We start from the raw sequence: 24613 nt of genomic DNA, 5'->3' as shown, positions 1-24613 counted from the left end.
ATAGAAAGAAGAAAATAATGGCAGAAAAAACTTATCCTATGACCCTTGAAGAAAAGGAAAAACTTGAAAAAGAATTAGAAGAACTTAAATTGGTTCGCCGTCCTGAAGTAGTAGAGCGTATTAAAATTGCTCGTTCTTATGGAGATTTATCAGAAAATAGTGAGTATGAAGCAGCCAAAGATGAGCAAGCTTTTGTTGAAGGACAAATATCTAGTCTAGAAACCAAGATTCGTTACGCTGAAATTGTAGACAGCGATGCAGTAGCTCATGATGAAGTCGCTATTGGTAAGACTGTTACGATTCAAGAAGTTGGTGAAACAGACGAAGAAGTCTATATGATTGTTGGCGCAGCTGGAGCAGATGCTTTTGCTGGAAAAGTCTCTAATGAAAGTCCTATTGGACAAGCTCTAATTGGCAAGAAAACAGGTGACACAGCTACAGTTGAAACACCTATTGGTAGTTATGATGTAAAAATCCTAAAAGTCGAAAAAACAGCATAATTAAAAAAAGAAAACGCGCCCCATGGTATCATCACAATCACGGGGCGCGTCTCAGTAAAACATAGAGGAGGGAAACATGTCCCATCAGTCCCAAGTGATTTTAACCAACATGTGTCTAATTGAAGATGATCAGAATCGTATTGTTATGCAGATTCGGGATCCAAAACGGTATTCTTGGTCAGGAGCAGCTCTACCTGGCGGACATATAGAAGAAAAAGAAAGTCTCCACCAAGCAGTTGTGCGTGAAGTATATGAGGAAACGGGATTAACAATCCATCGTCCTAGACTGGTTGGTATGAAACATTGGTACACGGCGGAAGGTATTCGTTATCTGGTCTTTCTTTATCGTACAAATGAATTTTCTGGTCATATTCGTTCGTCAGAAGAAGGTGAAGTTATGTGGGTGGCGCGTGAAGACCTAGATACTATGGAGTTGGCTTATGATTTAAAAAATCTACTACGTATTTTTGATGATAAATCGTTGTCAGAATTATTTTATAGTGAGCGCTTAGAAAATGATTTTGTTCGTGAATTTTGGTAAGTTTATTTTTGAATGAGAATATTTAAATTGAACGGCAAGCAAAAAGCTGGAATGATTATCCCAGCTTTTTTTGTTTATCTTGAACGTTGTTTTCCAGCATTACGATTTTTCTTTTTATTTTGTTTTCTATTTTCGATAACGGCCTGTGCTTGAGGGGTTACATCCTTTTTATAAGTAGAATTTTTAATGGCTTTAGGTGGGTTATTTTTGTATTCTTCAGCTACGCGTTTTCTGAGCTGAGGACGGATGTAATGATTGATAATCAATTGTTGAATGATCATAATGAAACCGCCGATTACCCAGTAAAGTGTTACACCTGCTGGAGCTGTGAAAGAAAAGATAACAATCATGAGCGGGCTCATGTACATCATTTTTTTCATTTGTTCTTTTTGAACTTCATCAACACCGACAAGAGTTAAAGCAGACTGGATGAAATACAAAACACCGACGATAGCAGTAAGGAGAATGCTGGCTTTTCCAAGTGGAATACCTAAAAATACGCTGTGTGCAATTCCTTCAGTGTATTGAGCTGAAAAGTACAAAGCCGAGAAGAAAGGCAATTGAATCAGTAATGGTAAGCAGCCAATCCCGCCAAACATGCTGACACCATTTTCTTTTTGAGCAGCCATGAGTGCTTGCTGAGCAGCAAGTTTTTCTTCTTGTGTTTCAGCATTTTTCATATGTTCTTGGATAGGCTCAAAAATAGGCTTCAAGTAGTTCATCTTTTCAGATTGATAAGTTGCTTTCCATGATTGATAAAGTCCCAGTGGCAAAATGATCAGCCGCACAATCAGGGTAACAATGATAATAGCAACACCAAAACCTAGCCCCATGTTATTAGCAAAATACTGAATGGCAAAGCTCATTGGTCTTCCAATGATATCCCAGACAAACCCAGCAGGCTTACCATCTTTTACTTGCACACATCCTGAGAGCAGCAGAAGCATAGATAACCCTAATCCTGAGAATAAAATACGATTTAATTTTTTCACGTGTTTGTTTCCTTTTTCTAAAAAATAATACCTTTCTATTCTACTGTTTTTTTCCTAAATATACAATAGTTCTTAGGACTTAATTTGCAATTTTAAAATCTGAATAGGATTCAAAATTCGTCATTGTAACATCTAAATAGCTGACTTTTGAAAATGGCGTTGGTCCTTTGCGGATTTCTTGGATAAATTTTGCCATAAGGGCAGAGTTTTCTGCTTGCGCCAAAATCTCTACGGTACCATCTTCATTATTCCAGACACGCCCTGTAATGCCACCAATTTCTGTAGCAAGCCTATAGACTCCCCAACGGAATCCGACCCCTTGTACGCGACCTTGTGCAATCATTCTTACTTTTTGCATGCGAGCCTCCTTTTTGTGATATAATATACCTATGAATATTATAACCTCAAAAGCTAATAATGTGGTAAAAAATACTAAAAAATTACTTCAAAAAAAGTATCGGAAGGACTCATACTTAATTGAGGGTTGGCATTTATTTGAAGAAGCAGTAAATGCACAAGCTGAGATTCGACATATCTTTGTTTTAAAAAATTTTTTTGATAAAGTGAAAGATTTTTCTCAAGTTCATGTGGTAACCTCAGAAATTTTGACTGATTTGGCTGATTCGAAAACGCCGCAGGGCATTGTGGCAGAGATTGCTTTTGAAAAACAATCTGCTCCTTCATTTCTCAAAGGGAAATATCTCTTTTTAGAAGATGTGCAGGATCCCGGAAATGTAGGAACGATTATCCGAACGGCTGATGCAGCTGGTTATGATGGAGTGTTTATTTCGCAGCATTCGGCAGATATTTACAATCTTAAAACCCTACGTTCCATGCAGGGCAGTCATTTTCATTTGCCTATTTATCAAATGAAAACATCAGATTTTCTTGAGCTTGCCAAACAAATACAATTGCCGGTCTTGGCAACGACACTTTCAAGAGATTCTATTGATTATCGAGAATTAGTACCAATGACAGATTTTGTTCTTGTATTGGGAAATGAAGGGCAAGGAATCAGCCAGCAGATGATGGATAAGGCAGATCAACTGGTTCATATTTCGATGAAAGGACGAGCTGAGAGTTTAAATGTAGCCGTTGCAGCAGGAATTCTCATCTTTTCTTTAAGTTAAAATTTAGAAATATATTTATAATTTGAAGCACATGGAGGTGGTTCTATGCTTTATAAAGAAGATAAAGAGTATATGGAGCATGTTGGACAATTGATTGCTCAACCACGCGTCCAGAAATTAAAAACCATAACACATCACATTTATTCCAACCGTTTGGAACATTCGATTCATGTTAGTTATACGAGTTATAAAATTGCTAAGAAATTAGGTTGGGATGCAAAAAGTACCGCGCGTGGAGGTCTTTTGCACGATATGTTTTATTATGATTGGCGAGAAACGAAATTTAATAAAAGTCATGCTTGGGTACATCCTCGGTTAGCGGTGAGGAATGCACGGAAAGTAACCAAACTAAATAAAGTCGAAGAAGATATCATTCTCAAACACATGTGGGGTGCAACAGTAGCGCCACCGCGGTATAAAGAGGGCTATATTGTCACCATGGTGGATAAATACTGGGCAATCAAGGAAGCAATAGCACCAGTTCGGAAAAAGATTGCTAAAAGAAGACTTTTCCACAGAAAAATGTTAAAATCATAACATATAACAATAAAGGAGAGAGCTTATGAACAATACAATTATTCAAGAAAATAGTGGCATCAATAGTTTTTATGTAAAAGTATACTCTTTAGTTGGAATGGGGATTGGTATTTCTGCTCTTGTATCAGCACTAATGCTGACCATCTTTCAAGATGTGATTTTGTCTGTCATGACAGGAAATACTTGGATTTTTTACTTAGCAATTTTTGCTGAGCTGATCCTTGTCTGGGTGGCTTCGGGCATGTCTGTCAAAAACAATCCAGCTGCATTGCCAACTTTTCTAATTTATTCAGCTTTAAATGGTTTTACGATTAGTTTAGTGTTGGCTCTTTACACACAAGCAACAGTTTTAGCAGCCTTTGTTACTTCTTCTGCAATGTTTTTTGCGATGGCACTGATTGGCAAATTTACTAAGAAGGATTTGTCTGGTCTAGGCAGAGCTTTTATTGCAGGTCTGATTGGAATTATTATTGCTAGTTTGGTGAATATTTTCCTTAGGAGCTCTGGACTGGATTTCATCATTAGTATTATTAGTGTGATTATCTTTTCTGGTTTGATTGCTTGGGATAATCAACGAATCCGCTATGTCTATGAGCAATCGGGAGGAAATGTAGCAGCTGGTTGGGCAGTTTCATTGGCCTTGAGTTTGTATCTTGATTTTATCAATTTATTCCTAAGTATTCTTCGTATTTTTGGAAGAGATAATTAGGAGTGAAAGAAATATTAATGATTGGAAGTGGGACAAAAATCGGTAACTCGAAGAGTTCGATTTTGTCGTCCCATCCCCGCAACGATGGCTAGGCTTTAAAAAGCTTGATATAAGCGCCTTTAAAGCCAGACAGTGACTGCGTCTTGCAAATTTTGCTACATAGTTTTAGGAGACTGAGAATTTTTGTCTCAGTCTCTTTTTGTTTATGAAAGAATGAGCTTGTTAGATGTCTTAGCCCATTGACAAGAGTATCGTTTTCTATAGTTTGGACTTTGAAAAATAGACAATTTTTGATATAATAAGAAGATGTAAAAAGGGAAAAGAGGATTACATATTTATGAATTTACTATTAGCTATTTTGTTGATTATTCTTGCTTTTTTTGGTGGCATGGTCGCTGGCATGTATCTTGTCCGCAAACAAATTGAAAAAGAATTTGCAGACAATCCACGTTTGAATATCGATGCTGTCCGTACGATGCTATCCGCAAACGGACAAAAACCAAATGAAGCAAAGGTACAACAAGTGTATCGTCAAATTAAAAATCAACAAAAAGCAGCACTTGAAAATGCTAAAAAGAAAAAATAATCTTTGTTTTATACGATAAATTGATTTTTAAAGAGATAAATGAATGGGGATTTGGGATTTGCACCCAGTCCCTTCTTTAGAAAGAAGAACTTATGGATAATCGACCAATTGGTTTTTTAGACTCAGGCGTGGGCGGTTTGACAGTTGTTCGTGAGTTGATGCGGCAACTTCCACATGAGGAAGTAATTTATATTGGCGATTCTGCACGTGCGCCTTATGGTCCCCGACCTGCAGAGCAGATTCGTGAGTACACATGGCAATTGGTACAATTCCTTTTAACCCAAAATGTCAAAATGATTGTTCTCGCCTGCAATACAGCTACTGCTGTGGTTTGGGAAGAAATCAAAGAAAAATTAGATATCCCGGTTTTAGGAGTCATCTTACCAGGAGCTAGTGCAGCAATCAAAGCATCTCAACACGGAACGATTGGCATTATAGGAACGCCAATGACGATTCAATCAGATATTTATCGTCAAAAAATCGAACGTCTCTTACCGGAAGTGGAAGTGACAAGTCTTTCTTGTCCCAAATTTGTACCGCTAGTAGAATCTAATGAACTGTCGTCTAGTATTACGAAAAAAGTGGTGTATGAAAGCTTAATGCCTTTAAAAGGCAAGGTGGACACTTTAGTATTAGGCTGTACTCATTATCCTTTACTAAAACCAATCATTCAAAATGTGATGGGACCAACTGTGAAATTGATTGATAGTGGAGCAGAATGTGTACGAGACATTTCTGTCTTACTAAACTATTTTGAAATCAACCACAGTAGAGAAGGAAAAGTTCCACAACACTGCTTTTTTACAACAGCTAATGCGAAAAGGTTTGCTGAAATTGCAGAAACGTGGTTAAACAAAAAAATAAATGTGGAGCATGTAACATTATGAGCAATAAAGTTTATGAGTATAAAGATGCTCAAGATTGGTATGTTGGAGAATGGTCTTCCTATGGCGGCGGATTCTATTTTAAAGATGTCATTTCAGAAGAACTTAGTCGAATAGAGGAAGAGCTCCGTCAATTAGTAGTTGAAGGACAGTCTTTTTCTGTTGCAGTGATTCAATATAACTCAATCATGTCTTTTGTTCAATTCGTCTTGCAACTAATCAATGAAAATCAAGGATCACAGTTTCAGGCACAATTTCATAAGGGTGCTATTTTAATCACGGAAAAGGAACAATTAGTTTTAGTGCACTTACCTAAAAAAGGTGTCAAATTAAATGTTTTCTTTTCTCAACAAGAATTGTCAGGTTTGACAGTAGGAGATACGATTTTAATTGCTACTCGTAATGAGGGAAAGACCGCTGAATTCCGCAGAATCTTTGAAAAATTAGGCTATCAGATTGAAAATCTGAATGATTATCCTGATTTACCAGAAGTCGCAGAAACTGGGATGACTTTTGAAGAAAATGCTCGTTTAAAAGCAGAGACTATCTCTAAGCTGACTGGCAAAATGGTATTGGCAGATGATTCAGGCTTAAAAGTAGATGCGTTAGGTGGTCTGCCTGGAGTTTGGTCTGCTCGCTTTGCCGGAAATGATGCGACAGACTTAGAAAATAATGCAAAACTACTACATGAATTGGCAATGGTTTTCGAGTTGAAAGATCGCTCAGCACAGTTTCATACAACTCTTGTGGTAGCAAGTCCTACTGAAGAAAGTCTGGTCGTGGAGGCTGACTGGGCAGGCTATATTAATTTTGAGCCAAAAGGGGAGAATGGATTTGGCTATGATCCGTTATTTTTAGTAGGTGAAACAGGCAAAACATCTGCAGAATTAACAATGGAAGAAAAGAATGCTCAATCACATCGAGCTCAAGCAGTTCAAAAATTAGTGGAGGTATTTCCAACATGGCAAAACAAACCATCATCGTAATGAGTGATTCTCATGGAGATCGTGCTATTGTAGAAGAGATAAAGACCTATTATCTCGGAAAAGTAGATGCTATTTTTCATAATGGTGATTCTGAGCTGCCAAGTGATGACGAAGTGTGGCAAGGAATTTATGTTGTAGCAGGGAACATGGATTTCTATGGTGGCTATCCAGATCGTTTGGTGACGGATTTAAATGGTACCGTTATTGCACAAACTCATGGTCACCTTCAGCATATCAACTTTGGTTTTCAAAAATTGGATTTGTGGGCACAAGAGGTAGATGCGGATATTTGTTTATATGGGCATTTGCATATTCCAGATGCGTGGATGGAAGGAAAAACGCTCTTTTTAAATCCGGGGTCGATCAGTCAACCACGAGGTGTTATTAATGAGCGACTTTATGCCAAGGTAGAGATTACTGATGATGCATTCCATGTAGATTACTATACACGTCAGCACGAGCTATACTCTCGCCTCTCAAAGGAGTTTTCTCGATGATTGCCAAAGAATTTGAAAATTTTCTTTTACAGCAAGAAGACACTTTTTTAACACCGGCAGAAAACTTGGCTGTCTTGATTGATACCCATAATGCAGACCATGCTATTTTATTACTGAGTCAAATGACATACTCACGAGTACCAGTAGTAACGGATCAGAAAAAGTTTGTGGGTACGATTTCGCTAACAGATATCTTGTCTTATCAAATGCAGCACGAAATCCCTGATGAGGAGTTTATGACAACTGATATTGTGCATATGGCAAAAAAAGATGACCTAACTGTCGGCCCAGATTTTACATTGACAGAAGTACTACATAAATTAGTAGATGAGTCCTTCTTGCCAGTTGTTGATCAGGAAAATACGTTTCAAGGAATTATTACGCGTAAATCTATCTTAAAAGCAGTCAATGCTCTTTTACACAGCTTTGCGAATGAATACGAGATCCATCCAAAATGAAAGAAGAAATAATCACCTTTTTAGAAGGAAAAAATTTATCTGATAATTCAAAAACAGCTTATTTTTATGATTTGGAGCAGTTTGTAGATGTGATTCATGCAAAAATTACAGATACTAATCTTCGAATTTATCGGGCTTCTATTGCTGACTTCAAACCTTCTGTTCAAAAGCGAAAGCTATCTGCTGTCAATCAATTTTTGTATTATTTATACAACAAACGCTTCATTTCAAATTTTTATCGCCTGGAATTGCCAAAAGTTGGAATTCCGAAAGAACACGATGCGGAGATTTTGGACTTATCTAATTTTTATGCCGACACAAATCAATACAACGGTCGTTTGATTGCACTTCTCATTTTGGAAATGGGGCTGTTACCAAGTGAAATTTTGCAGTTAAAAGTAGCAGATGTAAATCTAGATTTTCAGATTATTCGCATTGAGAAAGCAGGTCAAAAGCGTATTGTTCCTATTCCAGATCAATTGATTGGAGAACTGGGAACGACTCTGGAAGGGACTTATTTGTTAGAAAAAAATGGGAAAACCTATTCACGGCAATGGGGCTTTCGTCAATTAGAGGCTTTTTTGATTGAAAAAAATCAAGCTACTTTATCTGCTCAGAGTTTGCGAGAGCAATATATTTTACGTCAGCGAGAGAAAGGCGTAGAAATATATGAAATTGCGCGCAATTTAGGTTTGAAAACAATGATGACGTTGGAAAAATATAGATAATGGACATAAAAATTAAAGATTTTGAAGGCCCGTTGGATTTATTACTTCATTTGGTGTCAAGATACCAAATGGATATCTATGATGTGCCGATTACAGAGGTTATTGAGCAGTACTTAGCTTATGTAGCGACCCTTCAAGCTATGAAGTTAGAAGTGACAGGTGAATATATGGTCATGGCGAGTCAGCTCATGTTGATTAAAAGTCGGAAGCTCTTGCCAAAAGTGGCGGATACCGTAGAAACTGAAGAGAATCTGGAGCAAGATTTACTTGCTCAAATCGAAGAATATCGGAAATTCAAATTGTTAGGTGAGAAAATGGCAGAGCAGCATGAAGAACGGGCTCTTTATTACTCCAAGCCTAAAATCGAATTGGTATATGGAAATGCTGAGTTACGTCATGACAAAACAACGATTGATTTGTTTCTGGCCTTTTCAAAGTTGATGACACAAAAAAGAGAAGAATTTGCTCAAAACCACACAACCATTGTCAAAGACGAATATAAAATTGAAGACATGATGAATGTAATACGCAATCGTTGCCATCTACAAGAAAAAATTGCTCTTCAAGCGATCTTCTCAGAAACAAAAGATATAAATGAAGTCATTACTCTATTTTTAGCAACATTGGAATTGGTAAAAGTGCAAGAAATTCAAGTGGTGCAGGAAGAAAATTTTGGGAATATTTATCTAATGGGAAAAAGAAATGAGTAAATTAGCAGAGATTGAAGCCTTGCTCTTTGTAGCAGGTGAGGACGGCTTGCGTGTCCGTCAACTAGCAGATCTCCTCTCTATACCGCCTACGGGTGTGATACAGAGTTTGGAGAAATTAGCAGAAAAATATCGAAAAGACGAAGATTCAAGTCTTGCTCTATTAGAGACATCGAATGCTTATAAAATTGTTACCAAACAAGATTTCGCTGACCTTTTACGGGAATATTCAAGAGCTCCGATCAATCAAAGTTTATCAAGAGCTGCACTTGAAACCTTGTCGATTATTGCTTACAAGCAGCCCATTACAAGAATTGAAGTGGATGAGATTCGTGGTGTCAATTCTAGTGGTGCAATCTCTAAATTACAGATTTTTGATTTGATTCGCGAAAATGGGAAAAAAGAAGTGCTTGGTCGCCCAAATCTTTATGTGACGACTGATTATTTTTTGGATTATATGGGCATCAATAGTATAGAAGAATTGCCAGTAGTGGAAGAAACAGAGTTAATAACAGAGGAAAGTCAACTATTTGTTGAAAGGATAGAGGATGAGAATCAATAAATATATTGCCCATGCTGGGATTGCTAGTCGTAGAAAAGCAGAAGAATTGATAAAGCAAGGGCTGGTCACTGTAAACGGACAAGTTATTCGTGAATTGGCAACGACGATCAAGTCTGGAGATCGCGTGGAGGTAAATGGTCAGCCAATTTACAATGAAGAAAAAGTGTACTACCTCTTAAATAAGCCACGTGGTGTTATTTCTAGCGTGACAGATGACAAAGGTCGTCCAACAGTAGTTGATTTGTTACCAAATGTCACAGAACGGATTTATCCAGTAGGGAGGCTTGATTGGGATACGTCAGGTGCCTTAATTTTGACAAATGATGGAGATTTTACAGATGAAATGATTCATCCTCGAAATGAGATTGATAAGGTCTATGTCGCTCGTGTCAAGGGGATAGCTGATAAAGAGGTCCTTCGACCGTTGACAAAAGGTGTAAAAATTGATGGTAAGAAAACCAAACCAGCTGTTTATGAAATTCTGAAAGTAGATTCGGTTAAGAATCGTTCGATTATCCAGTTGACGATCCATGAAGGACGAAATCATCAAGTAAAAAAGATGTTTGAGGCTGTTGGTTTGCAAGTAGATAAACTTTCCCGCACGCAATTTGGCCATCTAAATTTAACTGGTCTTCGTCCAGGTGAAGCTCGCCGTCTCAATAAAAAAGAGGTCAGTCAGTTACATAATCTAGCTGTTACAAAGAAAAAATAATGAAAAAAGTTCTTATCGCGCTAATCCGTTTTTATCAAAAATTTATCTCACCGGCTTTTCCACCTTCCTGTCGTTATCAGCCAACTTGCTCAAACTACATGATTCAAGCGATAGAAAAACATGGCATCAAGGGTTTGTTGATGGGGATTGCACGTATTTTGCGTTGCCATCCATGGGCGAATGGAGGAGATGATCCTGTACCGGATGATTTTAGCTTGAGACGCAATCACTCAGAAAATAAAGAAACTCACTAGTCTATTGACTGGCGAGTTTTTATTGGATCTAGTTATCGTTTGGACCAAGTTTGTGGCATAAAGAGCAGAATCATTGGGTAAATTTCTAAACGTCCAGCAATCATAGCAAGAGAGAGCAGGAATTTGGAAATTGGACTAAAGATTGCAAAGCTCTCTGTTGTACCAAGCATTGGTCCAATGTTGTTGAAACAGCTAAGAACAGCGCTCACGACGGTCATCAAATTATTATTATCTAGACTGACAATGAAAATAAGACTGATGATAATCATCGTATAAAGCACAAGGTATTTTAAGATTTTATGCTGCGTATCTTTGTCAATCACGCTATGGTTGACATGCAGGGTCAGTACACGTTTTGGTGAGAGAGTGGATAAAACTTGATTTTTAGCAATGCGGACTAAGATTAAGCCACGAACAATTTTTAAACCTCCTGCAGTTGATCCGGCAGAACCTCCTATACACATGAGAATGAGGAGAATAAATTGGGAAAAGAGTGGCCAAGAGGTAATGTCACCAAGACCAAAACCAGTGGTGGTGATGATATTCGCTACTTGGAAAAGAGAAATTTCTAAAGTCTTAGCTATATTTTGATAAATATGAAAGACATTCAAACAGATGAGAAGAGTAGTTGATATTACAATAATGAGATAGGTTCGCAATTCTTCATCTCCAAAGAATGCTTTAAATTTTCTCAATAGTAAAAAGTAGTAGAGGTTGAAATTTACTCCAAAGATAAGTACTCCAAAACTGACTAGATACGTAATGAGAGAGCTGTTATAGTGAGCAATACCATCATTGTAAACTGCAAAGCCTCCTGTACCAGCTGTTCCCATGGCGATGATAAAGCTATCAAATAAAGGCATTCCTGCAAGGTAATAGATTACTACAAAAATAGCAAAAAGTGCCAAATAGAGTAAATAGAGAATTTGTGCCGTGTCTTTTAATTTAGAGACAACTTTACCAAAGACAGGACCAGGAACTTCTGCTCGCATCACTTCCAAATGGCTATTTTTATTATTTTCCATGATAGCAAGGGCAAAGACGAGGACTCCCATACCTCCAATTAAGTGGGTGAAACTACGCCAAAAGAGTAGAGAATGTGATAAGACAGAGACATCTGGTAAGATAGAGGCACCTGTTGTTGTAAAGCCTGAACTGATCTCAAAGAAAGCATCTATGAGGTGAGGAATTTGTCCTGAAAAAACAAAAGGAAGTGCCCCAAAGAAGGACCAAAGTATCCAGCATAAGGCGACAATTAAAACCCCTTCTTTGGCATAAATATGATGATTTTTGGGCTTAAAAGAACTGCCTAAAAGTCCGACCACCAAGAGGATTCCAATTGTGATGCTAATGGAAAGTAAATTTTGATGAGGCTCGCGATAGATGAAAGCCACAATGAGTGGAACTAGAAGTAGTCCAGCTTCAATGATTAACAACTTGGAGAGGAGGAAACGAATCATATTTCTATTCATGGCTTACCTCTCTAACAAATCATATATTTGTGTGATACTTTGAATGAGCGTTGTGACAATGATTTGGTCACCTATTTGAATGTAATCCTCACCCGTCGGGAAAATAGGTTTTCCATTTCGGATAATGGCTGCAATTAAGACACCTTTCTTTAGTTTCAAACTAGAAAGTGGTCTTCCAGTCATTTTATTTTCTTCCTTGATTTGAAATTGCAAGGTTTCAAGTTGTCCATTAGCTAAGTGGTGCATAGCTTGCAAATCGGAATACTGAGCATTCACACGTCCGCGGACAAAGTGCATAATTGTATCTACTGCAATTCTCTTAGGCGTCACAATACTTGAGAATTCCTGACTGTCAATGATTTCAAGTAAACTAGTCCGATTGACTTTCGTGATATTTTTTTGAACCCCCATGCTTTCAAGGAACATAGAAGAAATGATATTTTCTTCGTCTACACCAGTCAGGGTCGCAACTGCATCATAGTGTTGAGCACTTTCTTCTAGTAAAATGTCTTTTGCAGTACCATCACCTTGAACAATATGTAAATGCGGAAATTCTTGACTAAACCATTCAGCATGTTTTGAATTAATTTCAATCACTTTCAGTTTGATTTTGCTATTTTTTAGAATATTGAGTAGGTAATAAGCAATCTTCCCTGCTCCAATGAGCATCAAACTTTTTATAACTTTTGGTCGAACGAAATTATGGAAAAGAATAACATCCACCCGATTTCCAGTGACATAGATTATATCATTCTGCAAAATGGTAATTTCACCATCTGGAATGAGCAATTGATTATCACGTTCAATAGCACAAATCAAGACATTTCCAAATTTCTTCCGAAATTGAGATAAAGTCATCTGACACAGATTACTATTTTGTTTGACTTTAAATGCCATTAAACTGACACGTCCATTTGAAAAATGTTCTACAGAAAGTGCGTTAGGAAATTCGATGATATTGGCAATGTAACGGGCTGCTAGTAGCTCAGGATTGACAATAAGTGAAAAACCAAGGATATTTTTTTCTTTAAAATAAGAATTTGAATATTCTGGATTGCGAGCGCGGACAATCGTTTCTTTTGCCCCCATTTTTTTAGCCAGCACAGACGACACCATATTGACTTCGTCATGCTCTGTCATGGAAATGAAAATATCACAATGCTCTACATTAGCCTGCTCTAAGATTTTAAAATTAGCACCGTTACCCACAATGCCCATAATATCATAACGTTTTGTGATCCGATTGAGTACGGACTCATTTTGCTCGATGAGAATCACATCATGTTTTTCAGCCACAAGTGAACGGCAGAGTGCAGATCCGACCTTACCGCCACCAACGACAATAATTTTCATGTTATACCTCCCAAGTATACTTCTATATCATACTCTTTTTTTGCAAAAATTTCATCATTTTGAAGAAAGAAAAATGTATATTTTGTCTTATTAAAGCGTCCTGATGAAAACGATAAGAGAATTCTTGAAAAAATTGACAAATAATCTAGAAAATATGAAAATTTTAAGCTTTTTTTGTTGACATGTGCAAAGAAAGTGATATACTAAGAAAGTACCTTCATTGATTTACCTCAAACCTGTTGTGATGTAAGTTAATGATGCCTTAACCACGCTGTTTGCTGAGCTTGACTCCGAGCAGTGTGGCTATTTTTTTATAGTAGTAATGAAATCAGGAATGAAAAATTATGATATGTAAAAACCACATTGTTCTTTTTGAACCGCAAATCCCACAGAATACGGGTAATATTGCTCGGACTTGCGCAGCAACGAATTCACCACTTCACATTATTTTACCAATGGGATTCCCGATTGATGATCGTAAGATGAAACGAGCAGGTTTGGACTATTGGGATAAGCTGGATATTACTTATTATGACAATTTAGAAGAGTTTATGAGTAAAATGGATGGACATCTCTATTTGATTTCTAAATTTGCGGAGAAGATTTATGCAGCAGAAAATTTTACAATCGCTGGAAATCATTATTTTATGTTTGGGCGTGAGGATAAAGGATTGCCAGAGGATTTTATGCGTGCTCATTCTGAAAAAGCCCTGCGTATTCCGATGAACGATGAGCATGTCAGAAGTCTGAATTTGTCAAATACAGTTTGTATGATGGTGTATGAAGCCCTGCGGCAGCAAGATTTTACAGGATTAGATCTAGTACACGAATACGAACATGACAAATTAAAATAATGGTATCAGAATAATTTTTGTATATCAGATAAAACGCTTGCTCTTGCAGGCTTTTTTTGTTATGATTAAAGGGTCTTCAGGGCAGGGTGAAATTCCCGACCGGCGGTAATTTTCAGTCGTTGACAATCTTTTACTTTTTATATAGTAATGTAGCTTCTTGATAGATCTTTGAGGTGCAACATCATCTAAAAATAAAATCTTTGTCGACTAAGGGAACTGTTTTAAGTCCGCGAGCGCAAGCTGATGTGGTGTAATTCCACAACCGACAGTACAGTCTGGATGAGAGAAGACGAAAGGCAGGGGAGAAGTCCCAAGACTGTGGCTTTTAATTTTATTTAAGGAGACTTCCTTATACTATCATAAAGGTTTCACTGACTGGGATAAGTTATTCTTCAGCAAGCCTTTCCAGCTTCTCTAATTTAATAAAATTGGAGGAACCTGTTATGACACATACACGCAAAATGGCTATTATTGCCATTCTTTCAGCTATCTCATTTTTGCTGATGTTCTTTGATTTCCCGATTTTGCCGGGAGCCAGCTTTTTGAAGTTGGATTTTAGTATTTTACCAATTCTATTGGGATTAGTGGTACTGAATCTGAGAGGAGCTTTAAGCATTTTACTGGTTCGTTCAGTGCTCAAACTTCTACTGAACAACCAAGGGGTCAATACCTACATTGGTTTGCCGATGAATATCATTGCAGTTGCTGTTTTCGTAATCGCTTTTGCGCTTATTTGGAAAAAAGAACAGACAATCGTTCGTTTTCTGATTGCTTCTGTGGTGGGAACACTGGGATTGACTGTGGCAATGCTTCTTTTGAATTATATCTATGCAATTCCGCTATATGCAACGTTTGCTAATTTTGATATTTCAAAGATTCTTGGTGTAGCAAATTATCTGTTTGCGATGGTCATTCCATTTAATCTATTGGAAGGTGTAGTTTTTGCAATTGCCTTTTGGGTCATTAACTTGCTTTTAAAACCGATTTTAATTAAATATGAAAAATAAACAAACTTTTTTAACCAAGGGCTCTTTTGCCCTTTTACTTTTTGTGATTCTAGGCTATGTTGTCAAGTTTCATCCTAATTATTTAAAAGACTTTGATAGTCTAATTCAGATAACTTTACGTGGAGATTTGCCACATACTTTGACATTTTTCTTTTCTAGCGTAACGAGTCTGATTAATACGCCCGTTATTATGACCTGGGTCGCAGTTTTGGCTGGTTTTTTCCTTTATAAGAAATGGTGGAGTGAGGCTATTCTTTTAATTGGGAATCTTGCCTTGACGGGGCTTTTAGTTGCTTTTTTGAAAAATATCTATCAACATTCGCGTCCTGCTATTCAACATTTGGTAGAAGAAGGTGGATTTTCTTTTCCGAGTGGGCATGCCTTGGCTTCTACACTAATCTTTGGTACGCTGTTGATTATCGTTAGTCAACGAATAAAATCAGTGCAGACGAAGCGTATCTTGCAAAGTTTGATGATTGTGATGATTTTTATCATTATGACGTCACGTGTGTATCTGGGAGTACATTATCCGACAGATGTGTTGGGAAGCTTTCTCTTAGGCCTAGGAATTTTGCATGTTGAATTTCCTTATTATGATAAGTTGCGTTTTCAATGGCGTTTCAAAGGAAAACAAAAATAGCATTGCTACAAGGAAAAAGATGATGCGAAAAGTGTTAAATGACAAGTTAGTACATCAAATTTTATCAGTTGTGTCCTGTATTCCCTTAGGAAGCGTAGCGACATATGGGCAAATTGCGCAGTTGATTGGGCGAGAAAGAAATGCTCGTTTGGTAGGTCGCGTCCTGTCTCAGGCTGGACTTTATGGGAAGTATCCTTGCCATCGTGTGGTTAATTCCGCAGGACGCTTAGCGCCAGCGTGGGAGGAGCAGAGACATCTCCTTTGGGCCGAAGGAGTGACTTTTAAAACGAATGGCTGTGTGGATTTAAAAAAACACCAATGGAGGCCAACGGATATTAGTAAAGTGTAAATGGAACTCCGAGCGCGAGTTCTGTTTTATTTTGTGGTACAATGAAAGTTATGAAACCTTATAATTCTTTGAATGCTTATTATCGAAAACTATTTGGAGAGAAGACTTTTAAAGTTCCGATTGATGCGGGATTTGATTGTCCCAATCGAGATGGAACGGTTGCTCACGGTGGCTGTACTTTTTGTACGGTGTCAGGTTCTGGTGATGCGATTGTAGCTCCTGAAGCACCGATTCGTGAACAATTTTATAAAGAAATTGCCTTCATGCATCGAAAGTGGCCTGAAGTCAAAAAATATCTAGTTTATTTTCAAAATTTCACCAATACCCACGATAAGGTAGAAGTTATTCGTGAGCGTTATGAACAGGCCATCAATGAGCCAGGGGTTGTAGGTATCAATATCGGTACCAGACCAGATTGCCTGCCTGATGAGACGATTGCCTATCTAGCAGAATTATCTGAACGTATGCATGTGACGGTAGAGTTGGGCCTGCAGACGACTTATGAAACTACTTCGCAATTGATTAACCGCGCACATTCATATGAATTATACGTTGAAACGGTTCAACGGCTGCGGAAATTTCCAAAAATCGAGATAGTTTCCCACTTAATCAATGGTTTGCCTGGTGAAAGCCATGAGATGATGATAGAAAATGTTCGCCGCTGTGTGACAGACAATGATATTCAGGGGATTAAATTACATCTTTTGCATTTAATGACTAACACACGGATGCAACGAGATTATCATGAAGGACGCTTGCAGTTGCTTAGCCAAGATGAGTATGTTGCTATTATCTGTGATCAATTAGAAATAATCCCTGAACATATCGTCATTCATCGAATTACAGGAGATGCGCCACGGGACATGCTCATTGGACCCATGTGGAGTCTCAAAAAGTGGGAAGTGCTAAATGCGATTGAGCAAGAAATGAAACGTCGTGGTAGCGTGCAAGGTTGTAGGGCAAAGGAGCAAAGATATACATGTTGAGACCGTTGGAGATGGCACATGCCTTTTTATCAGAAATCATAACCAAAGAAGATATAGTCGTAGATGCTACTATGGGAAATGGGCATGACACCCTTTTCTTGGCACAATTGGCTAAAAAAGTCTATGCTTTTGATATTCAAGAACAAGCTATTAAGCAAACCACTAAGCGCTTGGTAGAAGCTAAAGTAGACAATGTTGAATTGCTTTTAACAGGTCACGAAAATGTGGATCAATACATTGAAACTATTAAAGCAGCTATTTTTAATTTGGGCTATCTTCCATCGGCAGATAAGTCGGTGATTACCCAGACACATACAACCATACAGGCCTTGGAAAAATTATGTCAGCGTTTAGAAGCTGGCGGTCGGATTGCGCTCATGATTTACTATGGGCATATAGGTGGCGAGATAGAGCGGGATGCGGTACTAGATTTTGCGAGCCATCTACCCCAACAGGAATTTACCGTGACTTTGTATAAAACTATCAATCAGATCAATCAACCGCCTTTTTTGGTAATGATTGAGAAATTTAATTCGTAATTAACTCAGTCAGGATAGCGTAAAGCCTAGTTAGGCTAAAAAATATTACATATACCCCTGTTGCTAGTTGATTTTGCTTCACAAAAAAGCCCATTTGGTGTACACTGCAAGTGAAGAAAAAAGCAGAGAGGTAAACCAAATGGACACTTTCCATTATATACACCGAATCGTCATCCTCTTCAACTCAGTATGCCACAGCTTCGTGAAGTCTGATGTGACTTATATCAAAAGATTGCTCCTGATGAGCTGGTTCATTGTAAGAATGTAGAGCAATGCAAGGTTTCAGATGTTTCTGTTTTGACCTTAATGCTGTTCCAGGCAGAAATTGGAATGAAGTCACAGCGAAGGTTTTACCAATTGATTTGCAATTTCTTCGGATTCACCGGACTGGAGAGAAGCTGCTTTTATCGTCGTTCTTGTTATTTAATGCCCCTATTTCGGTTGATTCGCCTCTATTTCAATCAGCTAGATTTTGATGAATTGGTCATCATCGATAGTTTTCCAGTCCTCCTCCTTTGCTAGCCTGTCAGAAATCATCGGATCAAGGTTTTGAATGAGGTGGTCAACATTGGTTACTGTACTTCCAAAAAGATGTGGTCTTACGGTTTGAGAGTGCATTTGGCGGTGACAGAGTCGGGCTATATTTTGGATTATCTGGTTACCCTTGCCTATTCAGGTAGCAGAAGAATTGCTGGAGACCGTGTCCCTTATTCTCGCATTTTAGGAGATTTGGGATACCTAAGTAAAGAGTTGAAAGAACGCTTGGAGGCAAAGGGGATTCATCTTTGGACGCCGCTTTGTAAAAATATGGAGAGCGCCGATGAGCATAACAATCCTGCAATTCTAGCCATCCGAAGAACTATTGAAATTCGAATCTTTGTTCTAAATGCAATGTTTGACATTGAGCACCCGATTGTTAGGTCTTTAGCAGGATGGCAATTGGAGATTGAACAGGTTCTTTTAGCCTACCATTTAGAATTTTTTATCAACTAGCAACGCGAGTATCTATTGTTTCTTGTACTGTTTTTCTAGCTATATTTACTTGTATATATTCTGCTTTAATTATTTATCTCGTAGCACGTTATGGAAGTAAAAGATTTAAGTCATAGTTAGAGAAAAGCGGTTTGGCGAAATAAAAATCGTCTTAAAAGTTAGATTTTTCTATCTAACTTTTGGGGTGATTTCTTAAGCGCGAAATGCAAGATAAAAAATAAGCCCTTGTGGGCTTATTTTGTTGGAATAGAAATTTCAATCAAGTTAGTAGAGTAGAGTGTTTTAATTCGAGATGCATCAATCAATTTTGTATCAATTTTTCGTTTTAGGAAAAATTCCCGAATTTTTTCAACTTCTTGTTCGCGAATAGCGCGGTGTTTATTTGAAATCAGGATTTCATAATGAAGTGGAGCCTGCGTAAAAACAACATCTGTATTTCCAGCAGAAAAAGTTTCAACTAAAGTGGCATCTGTGCTTTCTAACTGGCTTTGGACAAGATTCGCGTGGCTATTGGTTGTATTGATAAGCTTCATAATGATTTCCTCCTATATGCTAACCCTATTATAGCACTTTTCCATAAGAAATGTGAACAATTTCTCAGACTTTATGACTCTTTTTCCACATTTCAATTCCCCATTTATGGCTTCCGCGTTTTAGTTTGGAAATAGCTTCTTCGATTGGAAACCAAGCAAGCTGATTAAAATCCTCTAAAGGTGCTTGTGATTGCTCATAATGGCTTACTTCGTAAATGTAGGCAGGATTGTAAAAGTGGGTATCACGATGGCGAGAGTAGAAGTATTCGTCTGCTTGTCCGTAATATTGCTCGATTTCAGCTGTGAAGCCAAGTTCTTCAATCAATTCGCGTTCAAGTGCGGTTCGATGGTTTTCACCTTCTTCGATTTCACCACCTGGTAAAAACCAAGCTCCATTTGGTGCTTGCACTAAGATGATTTTTTCTTTTTTAGCATCTGGAATAACTGCGTAAACACCATAGCGATTTACATATTGAACGCTTTCTTTCTTTTCTCCAAAAGTTGCGACTGTCATATTTGTTCCTCTTTTGTGACTAGTTTACTATTATCATAAAGGATGAAGTGATTACTGTCAAGGGTTTAATAAGATTTCTTTTTGTTCAATCACTTGGTATTAAAACGAGACAAGATTTGGCAAGTTATAGTGGTATAATTATAGAGAGGTGAGAACATGACTCAAGGAAGATTACTAGGTATCATTTATTATCTACTGGGAAATGGACATGCTACAGCACCAGCATTGGCTGAGAAGTTTGAGGTGTCGATTCGTACTATTTATCGTGATGTGGATCGGTTAAGCAGTGTAGGTATCCCTATTTATTGTAATCCGGGGAAAGGCGGTGGTATTTTTACTGGATTCATTTGTACTGGATAAAAGTTTACTATCGGCTCAGGAGCAAGAAGAATTGCTTTTATCTGTACAAGGCTTACAAACTTTACGAGAAGAACATCAAGTATTAGAAAAGCTGCAGGCTTTGTTTCAAATTAAAATGGATAACTGGCTACAAATTGATTTTACAGATTGGCGTGGGCAAAAATACCATCAAGAAATGTTTGAGCAGATTAAGAGAGGAATCTTTCAGAGGTGGCTTCTTCAGTTTGACTACTTGAATCAACAGGGTGAAGGGACAAGCAGATGGGTTGAACCTATGCAATTGATCTTTAAAAGTCAAGATTGGTATTTATATGGATTTTGTCGGAGAAAACAGGATTTTCGGTTATTCAAACTAAGTCGAGTCAATCACTGCCAGCTATCAACTGAAATATTTGACCGAGAGTTAAGACAAGCTGACTTTCAAAGTAAAGAAAGCCAAAAAGAAACAATTCGGCTACAATTGAAATTTGAAAAACATCAAGCTTTTCGTGTCTATGAAGAATTTTCTGGTTTGATTTCGACAGATGTGGTAGGAAATTTACTTGTAGAAGCAGAATTTCCGAATCATGACAGTCTTTATGCTTATCTTTCATCCTTTTTGGACGGAGTGGAAGTGTTAGGTCCACCTGAAGTGCGACAGAAATTAGCAAAAAAATTAAACGAAATTTCCCAAAAATATAAAAGTTGACAGAAACTGACAAGTTTACTTTGTTATGCTGATGATAGAAAAACGGAAGGGGTGAACAAATGAAATATGAATGGAGAAGGGCTGAAAAAGCTATATATGGTGTAAAGGCAAGTCCGACGCTAGTAACGGTTCCGGAGCAAGCTTTCATTATGATTGACGGAGCAGGCAATCCAAATAGCCCTGATTTCTCTGAGCGGGTTTTGGCTCTGCACTCTCTTGCTTATGCAGTTAAAATGGATTATAAAAAATCCAATCCAGAGCTAGAAGTGACAGATTTTACAGTCTATCCGCTGGAAGGGATTTGGTGGCAAAAAGAAGCAGAAGTTTTAGTAAAAGATGACTTGGTTTATACGATTATGATTGCTCAGCCAGAGTTTATTACAAATGAAATGGTTGAAACAGCTCTCGAAAAAGTAAAAGTGAAAAAACCAAATCCGTTTTATAATGAGATTCGCTTTGAACGAATAAGCGAAGGAAGCAGCGTTTCCATGTTTCATGTAGGATCATTTGACGATGAACCACAAATCTTCGCGAAAATGGATGCTTTCTGTCAAGAAAATGGGTTAAAACGCTGCACAGCATATCATCGTGAAATTTATTTGAACAATAAAAATCGAACAGCTCTCCAGAAGTTGAAGACAATTTTGAGATATAGAGTTCAGTAACGAAAAATTACTCCCTAGAGAAACTTCTAAGGAGTGATTTTCATAGTCAGTTAGCAGTGTCGTCTGCTGTTGTTTTAATTTCTTTTTCGGTCTCGTTTTCAGACTTTTTGGACGACTTGATAACAATCTTGCTATTGCTCGTCATGACAGCTTTGAGCTCTTTTTCGCTTGGATGTTCAAGATAGTAGTCGGTGATAGCATCCTCGATGTGATCTTGGATTGTCCGACGAAGTGGACGAGCTCCCATTTTTGGATCGTAACCAAGATTAACTAATTTTTCCTTGACTTTGTCTGTTACGTCTAGGTGAATACCATTTACAGCTAAGCGTTTATTCACATCTTCAAGCATCAAATCTACGATTTGTAGGAGATTTTCCTTGCTAAGAGATTTGAACTCAATAATACCATCGAAACGGTTCATAAATTCTGGACTGAAGAAGTTTCCTAATTCACCGATAACAGAATTAGTTCGTCCTTCACGCGCTGCACCAAATCCAACGTTTGCTTCGACTTTTCCAGTACCGGCGTTGGAAGTCATAATGATAATCGTATCTTTGAAACTGACTGTCCGACCTTGTCCATCTGTCAGACGTCCGTCATCCAGTACTTGTAAGAACATATGCATGACATCTGGGTGAGCTTTTTCTATTTCATCAAGTAAAATGAGAGAATAAGGATTACGACGTACACGTTCTGTTAATTGTCCAGCTTCTTCGTAGCCAATGTAACCTGGAGGCGCTCCGACGAGTTTTGCTACGCTATGTTTTTCCATATACTCACTCATATCAAAACGAATCATGCTGTCAGCTGAACCAAAGAGCTCAATCGCTAGTTGTTTAGAAAGTTCTGTTTTGCCGACACCGGTTGGCCCAACAAAAAGGAAAGAACCAATTGGTCGGTCTGGTGTACCTAGTCCAACTCGATTACGGCGAATGGCCTTCGCAATTTTATCAACAGCATCATCTTGACCAATGACATGAGCTTTCAAATCATCAGCCAGACTAATCAATTGTGATTGTTCCTTTTCTTTCAAGTCGCCAACTGGAATATTTGTCTTTTGCTCAATGATATGTTCAATGGTTTTTTCACTGATAAGAGGCGTATCTTGATCAGCCATTTTATTTTGCTGCATTTCTTTGTATTTGGCAATTTGGTCACGGAAATAAGCAGCTTTTTCAAAATCTTCATCACGAGTAGCTTGTGCCTTGAGGTTTTCAGCTTCTACCAATCGTTGATCAATGATTTTTGGATCGACAAAGTTAAGTGTCAGATTCATCTTAGAGCCTGCTTCGTCTAGCAAGTCAATGGCCTTATCAGGCAAGAAGCGATCTTGGATATAACGATTGGACAAGACAGCTGCTGCTTCAATGGCATCGTCTGTGTATTTGACGTGGTGATAGTCTTCGTATTTCTTTTGAATACCTTTGAGGATAGTGATCGTTTCTTCAACTGTTGGTTCATCAACTTTTACAGGCTGCATACGGCGTTCCAGTGCAGCATCTTTTTCGATAATCCGGTATTCATTGAGAGTTGTGGCACCGACTAATTGGAGTTCACCGCGAGCAAGTGCTGGTTTTAGGATGTTTCCAGCATCCATATTTCCATCGCCAGCAGAACCAGCTCCAACAATTTCGTGAATTTCATCAATGAATAATATAACATCCTGACGAGAGCGAATTTCGTTCATGAGTTTTTGCATTCGTTCTTCAAATTGACCACGGATCCCAGTCCCTTGAACCAAACTAACGACATCTAAACGAATGACTTCTTTGCCTTGGAGTTTATGTGGCACATCACCGTCTACAATTTTCTGAGCCAAGCCTTCGACAACTGCTGTTTTACCGACACCGGGCTCTCCGATGAGGACAGGATTGTTCTTCGTTCTACGATTGAGGATTTCAATGACGCGCACAATTTCTTCGTCACGACCAATTACAGGGTCAATCTCGCCCCGCCGAGCAAATTCAGTTACATTGATACCAAATTCTTCTAGGAGGCCTTTGGGTTGTTGTGGTACTTGTTGGCGCGTGCTGCCACCTTGATTGGAACCATAGCCTCCGTTGCCGTATCCGCCACCTGATTGAGTAGGAGGGGTCTGCGGTTCTTGATGATTTTGAAAATTCCCTAGATTGCTAAAGAAATCATCAAAAGGGTCTAAATTATTTTGATTGTTCATATTGGTCATGCCACGAAATAAGGCATTATTTGGGTCTGTTTTCATGATTTGATAACAATTTTGACAGAGGTCAACTTGGTGTTGTTTTCCATTCACATTTGTGTAAAGGTGAATAGTTGATTCGTTTATTTTACAATTTTGACAAAGCATGTGCTACCTCTTTCTTTTAAAATTTGCTTGACGGAAATCAATTGGTCAATAATAGTCAAACTTCTTATTTTCATTATAGCAGTATTCTAAAACATTGCAAGAATAAAGTGTTAAAAGATAGAATTTTATATTTGAGCGTTTCATTTTGTGTTAAATTTACCAAAAATGGGTCTTTTGCTGGTATTTCATCTTTCATTTGTGGTAAAATAGTAACGTATAAATGAATAGGAGAAGGAAAATGGAATCACATTTAGTAAGAATTATCAATCGTTTAGATGCTATGACAAAAGATGGTGGCAATTTGAAACGTAATTTTGAACGTGACGGGGTTGTTGTAGCAGAAGTAACTTATAGCTATGACGAAGAAAATGGCTCAGTATTCACTCTTCGCGATGTTGCAGCGCGTGAAACCTATACTTTTGATAGCATTGATTTGATTGCAATGGAAATCTATGAATTGTTATATTAAATTTGTTAGTCTCTAATAAATATGTCCTCTAGGCATCTGCTTAGGGGATATTTATTTTGCAATAATTTTTGCTTATCTATCT

General features: G+C 37.9%; 33 protein-coding genes and 1 riboswitch. Of the genes, 26 read left to right on the top strand and 7 right to left on the bottom strand.

Features of this window, described 5'->3' with window-relative positions; translation table 11 throughout:
• Positions 1-17 precede the first annotated feature (17 nt).
• Both greA and SCSC_RS06890 read left to right on the top strand, forming a co-directional pair.
• Positions 18-500 carry a transcription elongation factor GreA gene (greA, locus tag SCSC_RS06895; RefSeq protein ID WP_003068147.1) on the top strand — a complete coding sequence of 161 codons (483 nt, stop codon included), beginning with the start codon at positions 18-20 and terminating at the stop codon, positions 498-500.
• Positions 501-576: 76 nt separating this feature from the next.
• A complete protein-coding gene (locus SCSC_RS06890; RefSeq protein WP_006269462.1) occupies positions 577-1041 on the top strand; it encodes an 8-oxo-dGTP diphosphatase in 465 nt (154 codons plus the stop codon).
• A gap of 74 nt (positions 1042-1115) precedes the next feature.
• Here the strand turns inward: SCSC_RS06890 and yidC are convergent, their stop codons facing one another.
• Positions 1116-2033, bottom strand: coding sequence for a membrane protein insertase YidC (gene yidC / locus SCSC_RS06885; protein ID WP_006269468.1), 918 nt, complete (start codon positions 2031-2033; stop codon positions 1116-1118).
• 79 nt (positions 2034-2112) lie between these two features.
• On the bottom strand, positions 2113-2391 hold the full coding sequence (locus tag SCSC_RS06880) for an acylphosphatase (RefSeq protein ID WP_003068151.1): 279 nt from the start codon (positions 2389-2391) through the stop codon (positions 2113-2115).
• Between the two features lie 31 nt (positions 2392-2422).
• Between SCSC_RS06880 and SCSC_RS06875 the strand changes: the two genes are divergently transcribed.
• The 13 genes from SCSC_RS06875 (at position 2423) to yidD (ending at position 10783) form a co-directional block, all read left to right on the top strand.
• Complete coding sequence (locus tag SCSC_RS06875) at positions 2423-3163, top strand: TrmH family RNA methyltransferase (RefSeq protein ID WP_006269450.1); 741 nt, start codon at positions 2423-2425, stop codon at positions 3161-3163.
• Positions 3164-3208: 45 nt separating this feature from the next.
• Positions 3209-3700: an HDIG domain-containing metalloprotein gene (locus tag SCSC_RS06870; protein ID WP_003068154.1), complete on the top strand. Its 492-nt coding sequence runs from the start codon at positions 3209-3211 to the stop codon at positions 3698-3700.
• A gap of 25 nt (positions 3701-3725) precedes the next feature.
• On the top strand, positions 3726-4409 hold the full coding sequence (locus SCSC_RS06865; RefSeq protein WP_006269454.1) for a Bax inhibitor-1/YccA family protein: 684 nt from the start codon (positions 3726-3728) through the stop codon (positions 4407-4409).
• A gap of 337 nt (positions 4410-4746) precedes the next feature.
• Entirely contained in the window at positions 4747-4995 is a 249-nt protein-coding gene (locus tag SCSC_RS06860; RefSeq protein ID WP_003068156.1) for a YneF family protein, read from the top strand.
• 92 nt (positions 4996-5087) lie between these two features.
• Positions 5088-5882 carry a glutamate racemase gene (racE, locus tag SCSC_RS06855; protein WP_006269459.1) on the top strand — a complete coding sequence of 265 codons (795 nt, stop codon included), beginning with the start codon at positions 5088-5090 and terminating at the stop codon, positions 5880-5882.
• Complete coding sequence (locus SCSC_RS06850) at positions 5879-6865, top strand: nucleoside-triphosphate diphosphatase (RefSeq protein WP_006269452.1); 987 nt, start codon at positions 5879-5881, stop codon at positions 6863-6865. The genes racE and SCSC_RS06850 overlap by 4 nt, the downstream gene beginning before the upstream one ends.
• Complete coding sequence (locus SCSC_RS06845; RefSeq protein WP_006269447.1) at positions 6841-7362, top strand: metallophosphoesterase; 522 nt, start codon at positions 6841-6843, stop codon at positions 7360-7362. Before SCSC_RS06850 ends, SCSC_RS06845 begins: the two co-directional genes overlap by 25 nt.
• Positions 7359-7820, top strand: coding sequence for a cyclic-di-AMP-binding protein CbpB (cbpB, locus tag SCSC_RS06840; RefSeq protein WP_003071900.1), 462 nt, complete (start codon positions 7359-7361; stop codon positions 7818-7820). The genes SCSC_RS06845 and cbpB overlap by 4 nt, the downstream gene beginning before the upstream one ends.
• Positions 7817-8548 (top strand): site-specific tyrosine recombinase XerD, encoded by a 732-nt coding sequence (xerD, locus tag SCSC_RS06835; RefSeq protein WP_003068161.1) that lies wholly within the window; start codon positions 7817-7819, stop codon positions 8546-8548. Before cbpB ends, xerD begins: the two co-directional genes overlap by 4 nt.
• On the top strand, positions 8548-9258 hold the full coding sequence (locus SCSC_RS06830; RefSeq protein WP_003068162.1) for a segregation/condensation protein A: 711 nt from the start codon (positions 8548-8550) through the stop codon (positions 9256-9258). Before xerD ends, SCSC_RS06830 begins: the two co-directional genes overlap by 1 nt.
• A complete protein-coding gene (gene scpB / locus SCSC_RS06825; RefSeq protein ID WP_003068163.1) occupies positions 9251-9817 on the top strand; it encodes an SMC-Scp complex subunit ScpB in 567 nt (188 codons plus the stop codon). Before SCSC_RS06830 ends, scpB begins: the two co-directional genes overlap by 8 nt.
• Positions 9804-10529 (top strand): pseudouridine synthase, encoded by a 726-nt coding sequence (locus SCSC_RS06820; RefSeq protein WP_006269463.1) that lies wholly within the window; start codon positions 9804-9806, stop codon positions 10527-10529. Before scpB ends, SCSC_RS06820 begins: the two co-directional genes overlap by 14 nt.
• Entirely contained in the window at positions 10529-10783 is a 255-nt protein-coding gene (gene yidD, locus SCSC_RS06815; protein WP_003068165.1) for a membrane protein insertion efficiency factor YidD, read from the top strand. Before SCSC_RS06820 ends, yidD begins: the two co-directional genes overlap by 1 nt.
• A gap of 32 nt (positions 10784-10815) precedes the next feature.
• Here the strand turns inward: yidD and SCSC_RS06810 are convergent, their stop codons facing one another.
• Positions 10816-12255 (bottom strand): TrkH family potassium uptake protein, encoded by a 1440-nt coding sequence (locus SCSC_RS06810; protein ID WP_006269470.1) that lies wholly within the window; start codon positions 12253-12255, stop codon positions 10816-10818.
• 3 nt (positions 12256-12258) lie between these two features.
• The gene (trkA, locus tag SCSC_RS06805; protein ID WP_006269456.1) at positions 12259-13608 is read right to left on the bottom strand and encodes a Trk system potassium transporter TrkA; all 1350 of its coding nucleotides are present in this window, start codon (positions 13606-13608) and stop codon (positions 12259-12261) included.
• A gap of 344 nt (positions 13609-13952) precedes the next feature.
• On the opposite strand from trkA, the gene SCSC_RS06800 reads away from it, so the two are divergent.
• The 7 genes from SCSC_RS06800 (at position 13953) to SCSC_RS09545 (ending at position 18976) form a co-directional block, all read left to right on the top strand.
• Positions 13953-14462 carry a tRNA (cytidine(34)-2'-O)-methyltransferase gene (locus SCSC_RS06800; protein WP_006269444.1) on the top strand — a complete coding sequence of 170 codons (510 nt, stop codon included), beginning with the start codon at positions 13953-13955 and terminating at the stop codon, positions 14460-14462.
• A gap of 68 nt (positions 14463-14530) precedes the next feature.
• Positions 14531-14757: riboswitch (FMN riboswitch) on the top strand.
• A 148-nt stretch (positions 14758-14905) separates the two neighbouring features.
• Positions 14906-15469 (top strand): ECF transporter S component, encoded by a 564-nt coding sequence (locus SCSC_RS06795; protein ID WP_003068171.1) that lies wholly within the window; start codon positions 14906-14908, stop codon positions 15467-15469.
• Positions 15459-16109: a phosphatase PAP2 family protein gene (locus SCSC_RS06790; protein WP_006269455.1), complete on the top strand. Its 651-nt coding sequence runs from the start codon at positions 15459-15461 to the stop codon at positions 16107-16109. The genes SCSC_RS06795 and SCSC_RS06790 overlap by 11 nt, the downstream gene beginning before the upstream one ends.
• 22 nt (positions 16110-16131) lie before the next feature.
• Entirely contained in the window at positions 16132-16458 is a 327-nt protein-coding gene (locus tag SCSC_RS06785) for an MGMT family protein (RefSeq protein WP_006269449.1), read from the top strand.
• A gap of 41 nt (positions 16459-16499) precedes the next feature.
• Positions 16500-17444, top strand: a complete 945-nt coding sequence (gene mnmL / locus SCSC_RS06780; protein WP_021001949.1) for a tRNA modification radical SAM protein MnmL/YtqA — start codon at positions 16500-16502, stop codon at positions 17442-17444.
• On the top strand, positions 17438-17983 hold the full coding sequence (gene mnmM, locus SCSC_RS06775) for a tRNA 5-(aminomethyl)-2-thiouridylate-methyltransferase MnmM (RefSeq protein ID WP_006269458.1): 546 nt from the start codon (positions 17438-17440) through the stop codon (positions 17981-17983). The genes mnmL and mnmM overlap by 7 nt, the downstream gene beginning before the upstream one ends.
• A gap of 540 nt (positions 17984-18523) precedes the next feature.
• Positions 18524-18976 (top strand): transposase, encoded by a 453-nt coding sequence (locus tag SCSC_RS09545; protein ID WP_269770895.1) that lies wholly within the window; start codon positions 18524-18526, stop codon positions 18974-18976.
• A gap of 233 nt (positions 18977-19209) precedes the next feature.
• Here SCSC_RS09545 and SCSC_RS06765 read toward each other — a convergent pair whose 3' ends face one another.
• Both SCSC_RS06765 and SCSC_RS06760 read right to left on the bottom strand, forming a co-directional pair.
• Positions 19210-19509 carry a DUF1827 family protein gene (locus SCSC_RS06765; protein ID WP_003068181.1) on the bottom strand — a complete coding sequence of 100 codons (300 nt, stop codon included), beginning with the start codon at positions 19507-19509 and terminating at the stop codon, positions 19210-19212.
• 64 nt (positions 19510-19573) lie between these two features.
• Positions 19574-20023 carry an NUDIX hydrolase gene (locus SCSC_RS06760; RefSeq protein WP_003068183.1) on the bottom strand — a complete coding sequence of 150 codons (450 nt, stop codon included), beginning with the start codon at positions 20021-20023 and terminating at the stop codon, positions 19574-19576.
• Positions 20024-20179: 156 nt separating this feature from the next.
• Between SCSC_RS06760 and SCSC_RS06755 the strand changes: the two genes are divergently transcribed.
• The 3 genes from SCSC_RS06755 to SCSC_RS06745 are packed head-to-tail and all read left to right on the top strand — an operon-like array spanning position 20180 to position 21736.
• Positions 20180-20383, top strand: a complete 204-nt coding sequence (locus SCSC_RS06755; protein WP_003068185.1) for a helix-turn-helix transcriptional regulator — start codon at positions 20180-20182, stop codon at positions 20381-20383.
• Positions 20349-21071 (top strand): helix-turn-helix transcriptional regulator, encoded by a 723-nt coding sequence (locus tag SCSC_RS06750; protein WP_003068187.1) that lies wholly within the window; start codon positions 20349-20351, stop codon positions 21069-21071. Before SCSC_RS06755 ends, SCSC_RS06750 begins: the two co-directional genes overlap by 35 nt.
• A 59-nt stretch (positions 21072-21130) precedes the next feature.
• Positions 21131-21736 (top strand): GyrI-like domain-containing protein, encoded by a 606-nt coding sequence (locus SCSC_RS06745; RefSeq protein WP_006269751.1) that lies wholly within the window; start codon positions 21131-21133, stop codon positions 21734-21736.
• Between the two features lie 46 nt (positions 21737-21782).
• Here SCSC_RS06745 and SCSC_RS06740 read toward each other — a convergent pair whose 3' ends face one another.
• The gene (locus SCSC_RS06740; protein ID WP_006269743.1) at positions 21783-24062 is read right to left on the bottom strand and encodes an ATP-dependent Clp protease ATP-binding subunit; all 2280 of its coding nucleotides are present in this window, start codon (positions 24060-24062) and stop codon (positions 21783-21785) included.
• A 238-nt stretch (positions 24063-24300) separates the two neighbouring features.
• On the opposite strand from SCSC_RS06740, the gene SCSC_RS06735 reads away from it, so the two are divergent.
• The gene (locus tag SCSC_RS06735; protein ID WP_006267994.1) at positions 24301-24531 is read left to right on the top strand and encodes a DUF1797 family protein; all 231 of its coding nucleotides are present in this window, start codon (positions 24301-24303) and stop codon (positions 24529-24531) included.
• Positions 24532-24613 lie beyond the last annotated feature (82 nt).

Origin of the sequence: Streptococcus constellatus subsp. constellatus (assembly GCF_023167545.1) — a bacterium.
In the GTDB taxonomy this organism is placed as follows: domain Bacteria; phylum Bacillota; class Bacilli; order Lactobacillales; family Streptococcaceae; genus Streptococcus; species Streptococcus constellatus.
This window is presented reverse-complemented; position numbering and strand designations above follow the sequence as displayed.

Excerpts from the sequence above, each read along its gene's own strand:
- trkA (WP_006269456.1), bottom strand. The coding sequence starts at position 13,608 with ATGAAAATTATTGTCGTTGGTGGCGGTAAGGTCGGATCTGCACTCTGC.
- SCSC_RS06760 (WP_003068183.1), bottom strand. The coding sequence starts at position 20,023 with ATGACAGTCGCAACTTTTGGAGAAAAGAAAGAAAGCGTTCAATATGTA.
- SCSC_RS06745 (WP_006269751.1), top strand. The coding sequence starts at position 21,131 with ATGAAATATGAATGGAGAAGGGCTGAAAAAGCTATATATGGTGTAAAG.
- SCSC_RS06890 (WP_006269462.1), top strand. The coding sequence starts at position 577 with ATGTCCCATCAGTCCCAAGTGATTTTAACCAACATGTGTCTAATTGAA.
- SCSC_RS06865 (WP_006269454.1), top strand. The coding sequence starts at position 3,726 with ATGAACAATACAATTATTCAAGAAAATAGTGGCATCAATAGTTTTTAT.
- SCSC_RS06870 (WP_003068154.1), top strand. The coding sequence starts at position 3,209 with ATGCTTTATAAAGAAGATAAAGAGTATATGGAGCATGTTGGACAATTG.
- yidD (WP_003068165.1), top strand. The coding sequence starts at position 10,529 with ATGAAAAAAGTTCTTATCGCGCTAATCCGTTTTTATCAAAAATTTATC.
- SCSC_RS06830 (WP_003068162.1), top strand. The coding sequence starts at position 8,548 with ATGGACATAAAAATTAAAGATTTTGAAGGCCCGTTGGATTTATTACTT.
- xerD (WP_003068161.1), top strand. The coding sequence starts at position 7,817 with ATGAAAGAAGAAATAATCACCTTTTTAGAAGGAAAAAATTTATCTGAT.
- SCSC_RS06860 (WP_003068156.1), top strand. The coding sequence starts at position 4,747 with ATGAATTTACTATTAGCTATTTTGTTGATTATTCTTGCTTTTTTTGGT.
- cbpB (WP_003071900.1), top strand. The coding sequence starts at position 7,359 with ATGATTGCCAAAGAATTTGAAAATTTTCTTTTACAGCAAGAAGACACT.
- greA (WP_003068147.1), top strand. The coding sequence starts at position 18 with ATGGCAGAAAAAACTTATCCTATGACCCTTGAAGAAAAGGAAAAACTT.
- SCSC_RS06785 (WP_006269449.1), top strand. The coding sequence starts at position 16,132 with ATGCGAAAAGTGTTAAATGACAAGTTAGTACATCAAATTTTATCAGTT.
- racE (WP_006269459.1), top strand. The coding sequence starts at position 5,088 with ATGGATAATCGACCAATTGGTTTTTTAGACTCAGGCGTGGGCGGTTTG.
- SCSC_RS06850 (WP_006269452.1), top strand. The coding sequence starts at position 5,879 with ATGAGCAATAAAGTTTATGAGTATAAAGATGCTCAAGATTGGTATGTT.
- SCSC_RS06810 (WP_006269470.1), bottom strand. The coding sequence starts at position 12,255 with ATGAATAGAAATATGATTCGTTTCCTCCTCTCCAAGTTGTTAATCATT.
- SCSC_RS06755 (WP_003068185.1), top strand. The coding sequence starts at position 20,180 with ATGACTCAAGGAAGATTACTAGGTATCATTTATTATCTACTGGGAAAT.
- SCSC_RS06765 (WP_003068181.1), bottom strand. The coding sequence starts at position 19,509 with ATGAAGCTTATCAATACAACCAATAGCCACGCGAATCTTGTCCAAAGC.
- SCSC_RS06800 (WP_006269444.1), top strand. The coding sequence starts at position 13,953 with ATGATATGTAAAAACCACATTGTTCTTTTTGAACCGCAAATCCCACAG.
- SCSC_RS06880 (WP_003068151.1), bottom strand. The coding sequence starts at position 2,391 with ATGCAAAAAGTAAGAATGATTGCACAAGGTCGCGTACAAGGGGTCGGA.
- SCSC_RS06875 (WP_006269450.1), top strand. The coding sequence starts at position 2,423 with ATGAATATTATAACCTCAAAAGCTAATAATGTGGTAAAAAATACTAAA.
- scpB (WP_003068163.1), top strand. The coding sequence starts at position 9,251 with ATGAGTAAATTAGCAGAGATTGAAGCCTTGCTCTTTGTAGCAGGTGAG.
- mnmM (WP_006269458.1), top strand. The coding sequence starts at position 17,438 with ATGTTGAGACCGTTGGAGATGGCACATGCCTTTTTATCAGAAATCATA.
- SCSC_RS06845 (WP_006269447.1), top strand. The coding sequence starts at position 6,841 with ATGGCAAAACAAACCATCATCGTAATGAGTGATTCTCATGGAGATCGT.
- SCSC_RS06790 (WP_006269455.1), top strand. The coding sequence starts at position 15,459 with ATGAAAAATAAACAAACTTTTTTAACCAAGGGCTCTTTTGCCCTTTTA.
- SCSC_RS06795 (WP_003068171.1), top strand. The coding sequence starts at position 14,906 with ATGACACATACACGCAAAATGGCTATTATTGCCATTCTTTCAGCTATC.
- SCSC_RS06735 (WP_006267994.1), top strand. The coding sequence starts at position 24,301 with ATGGAATCACATTTAGTAAGAATTATCAATCGTTTAGATGCTATGACA.
- SCSC_RS06740 (WP_006269743.1), bottom strand. The coding sequence starts at position 24,062 with ATGCTTTGTCAAAATTGTAAAATAAACGAATCAACTATTCACCTTTAC.
- SCSC_RS06820 (WP_006269463.1), top strand. The coding sequence starts at position 9,804 with ATGAGAATCAATAAATATATTGCCCATGCTGGGATTGCTAGTCGTAGA.
- mnmL (WP_021001949.1), top strand. The coding sequence starts at position 16,500 with ATGAAAGTTATGAAACCTTATAATTCTTTGAATGCTTATTATCGAAAA.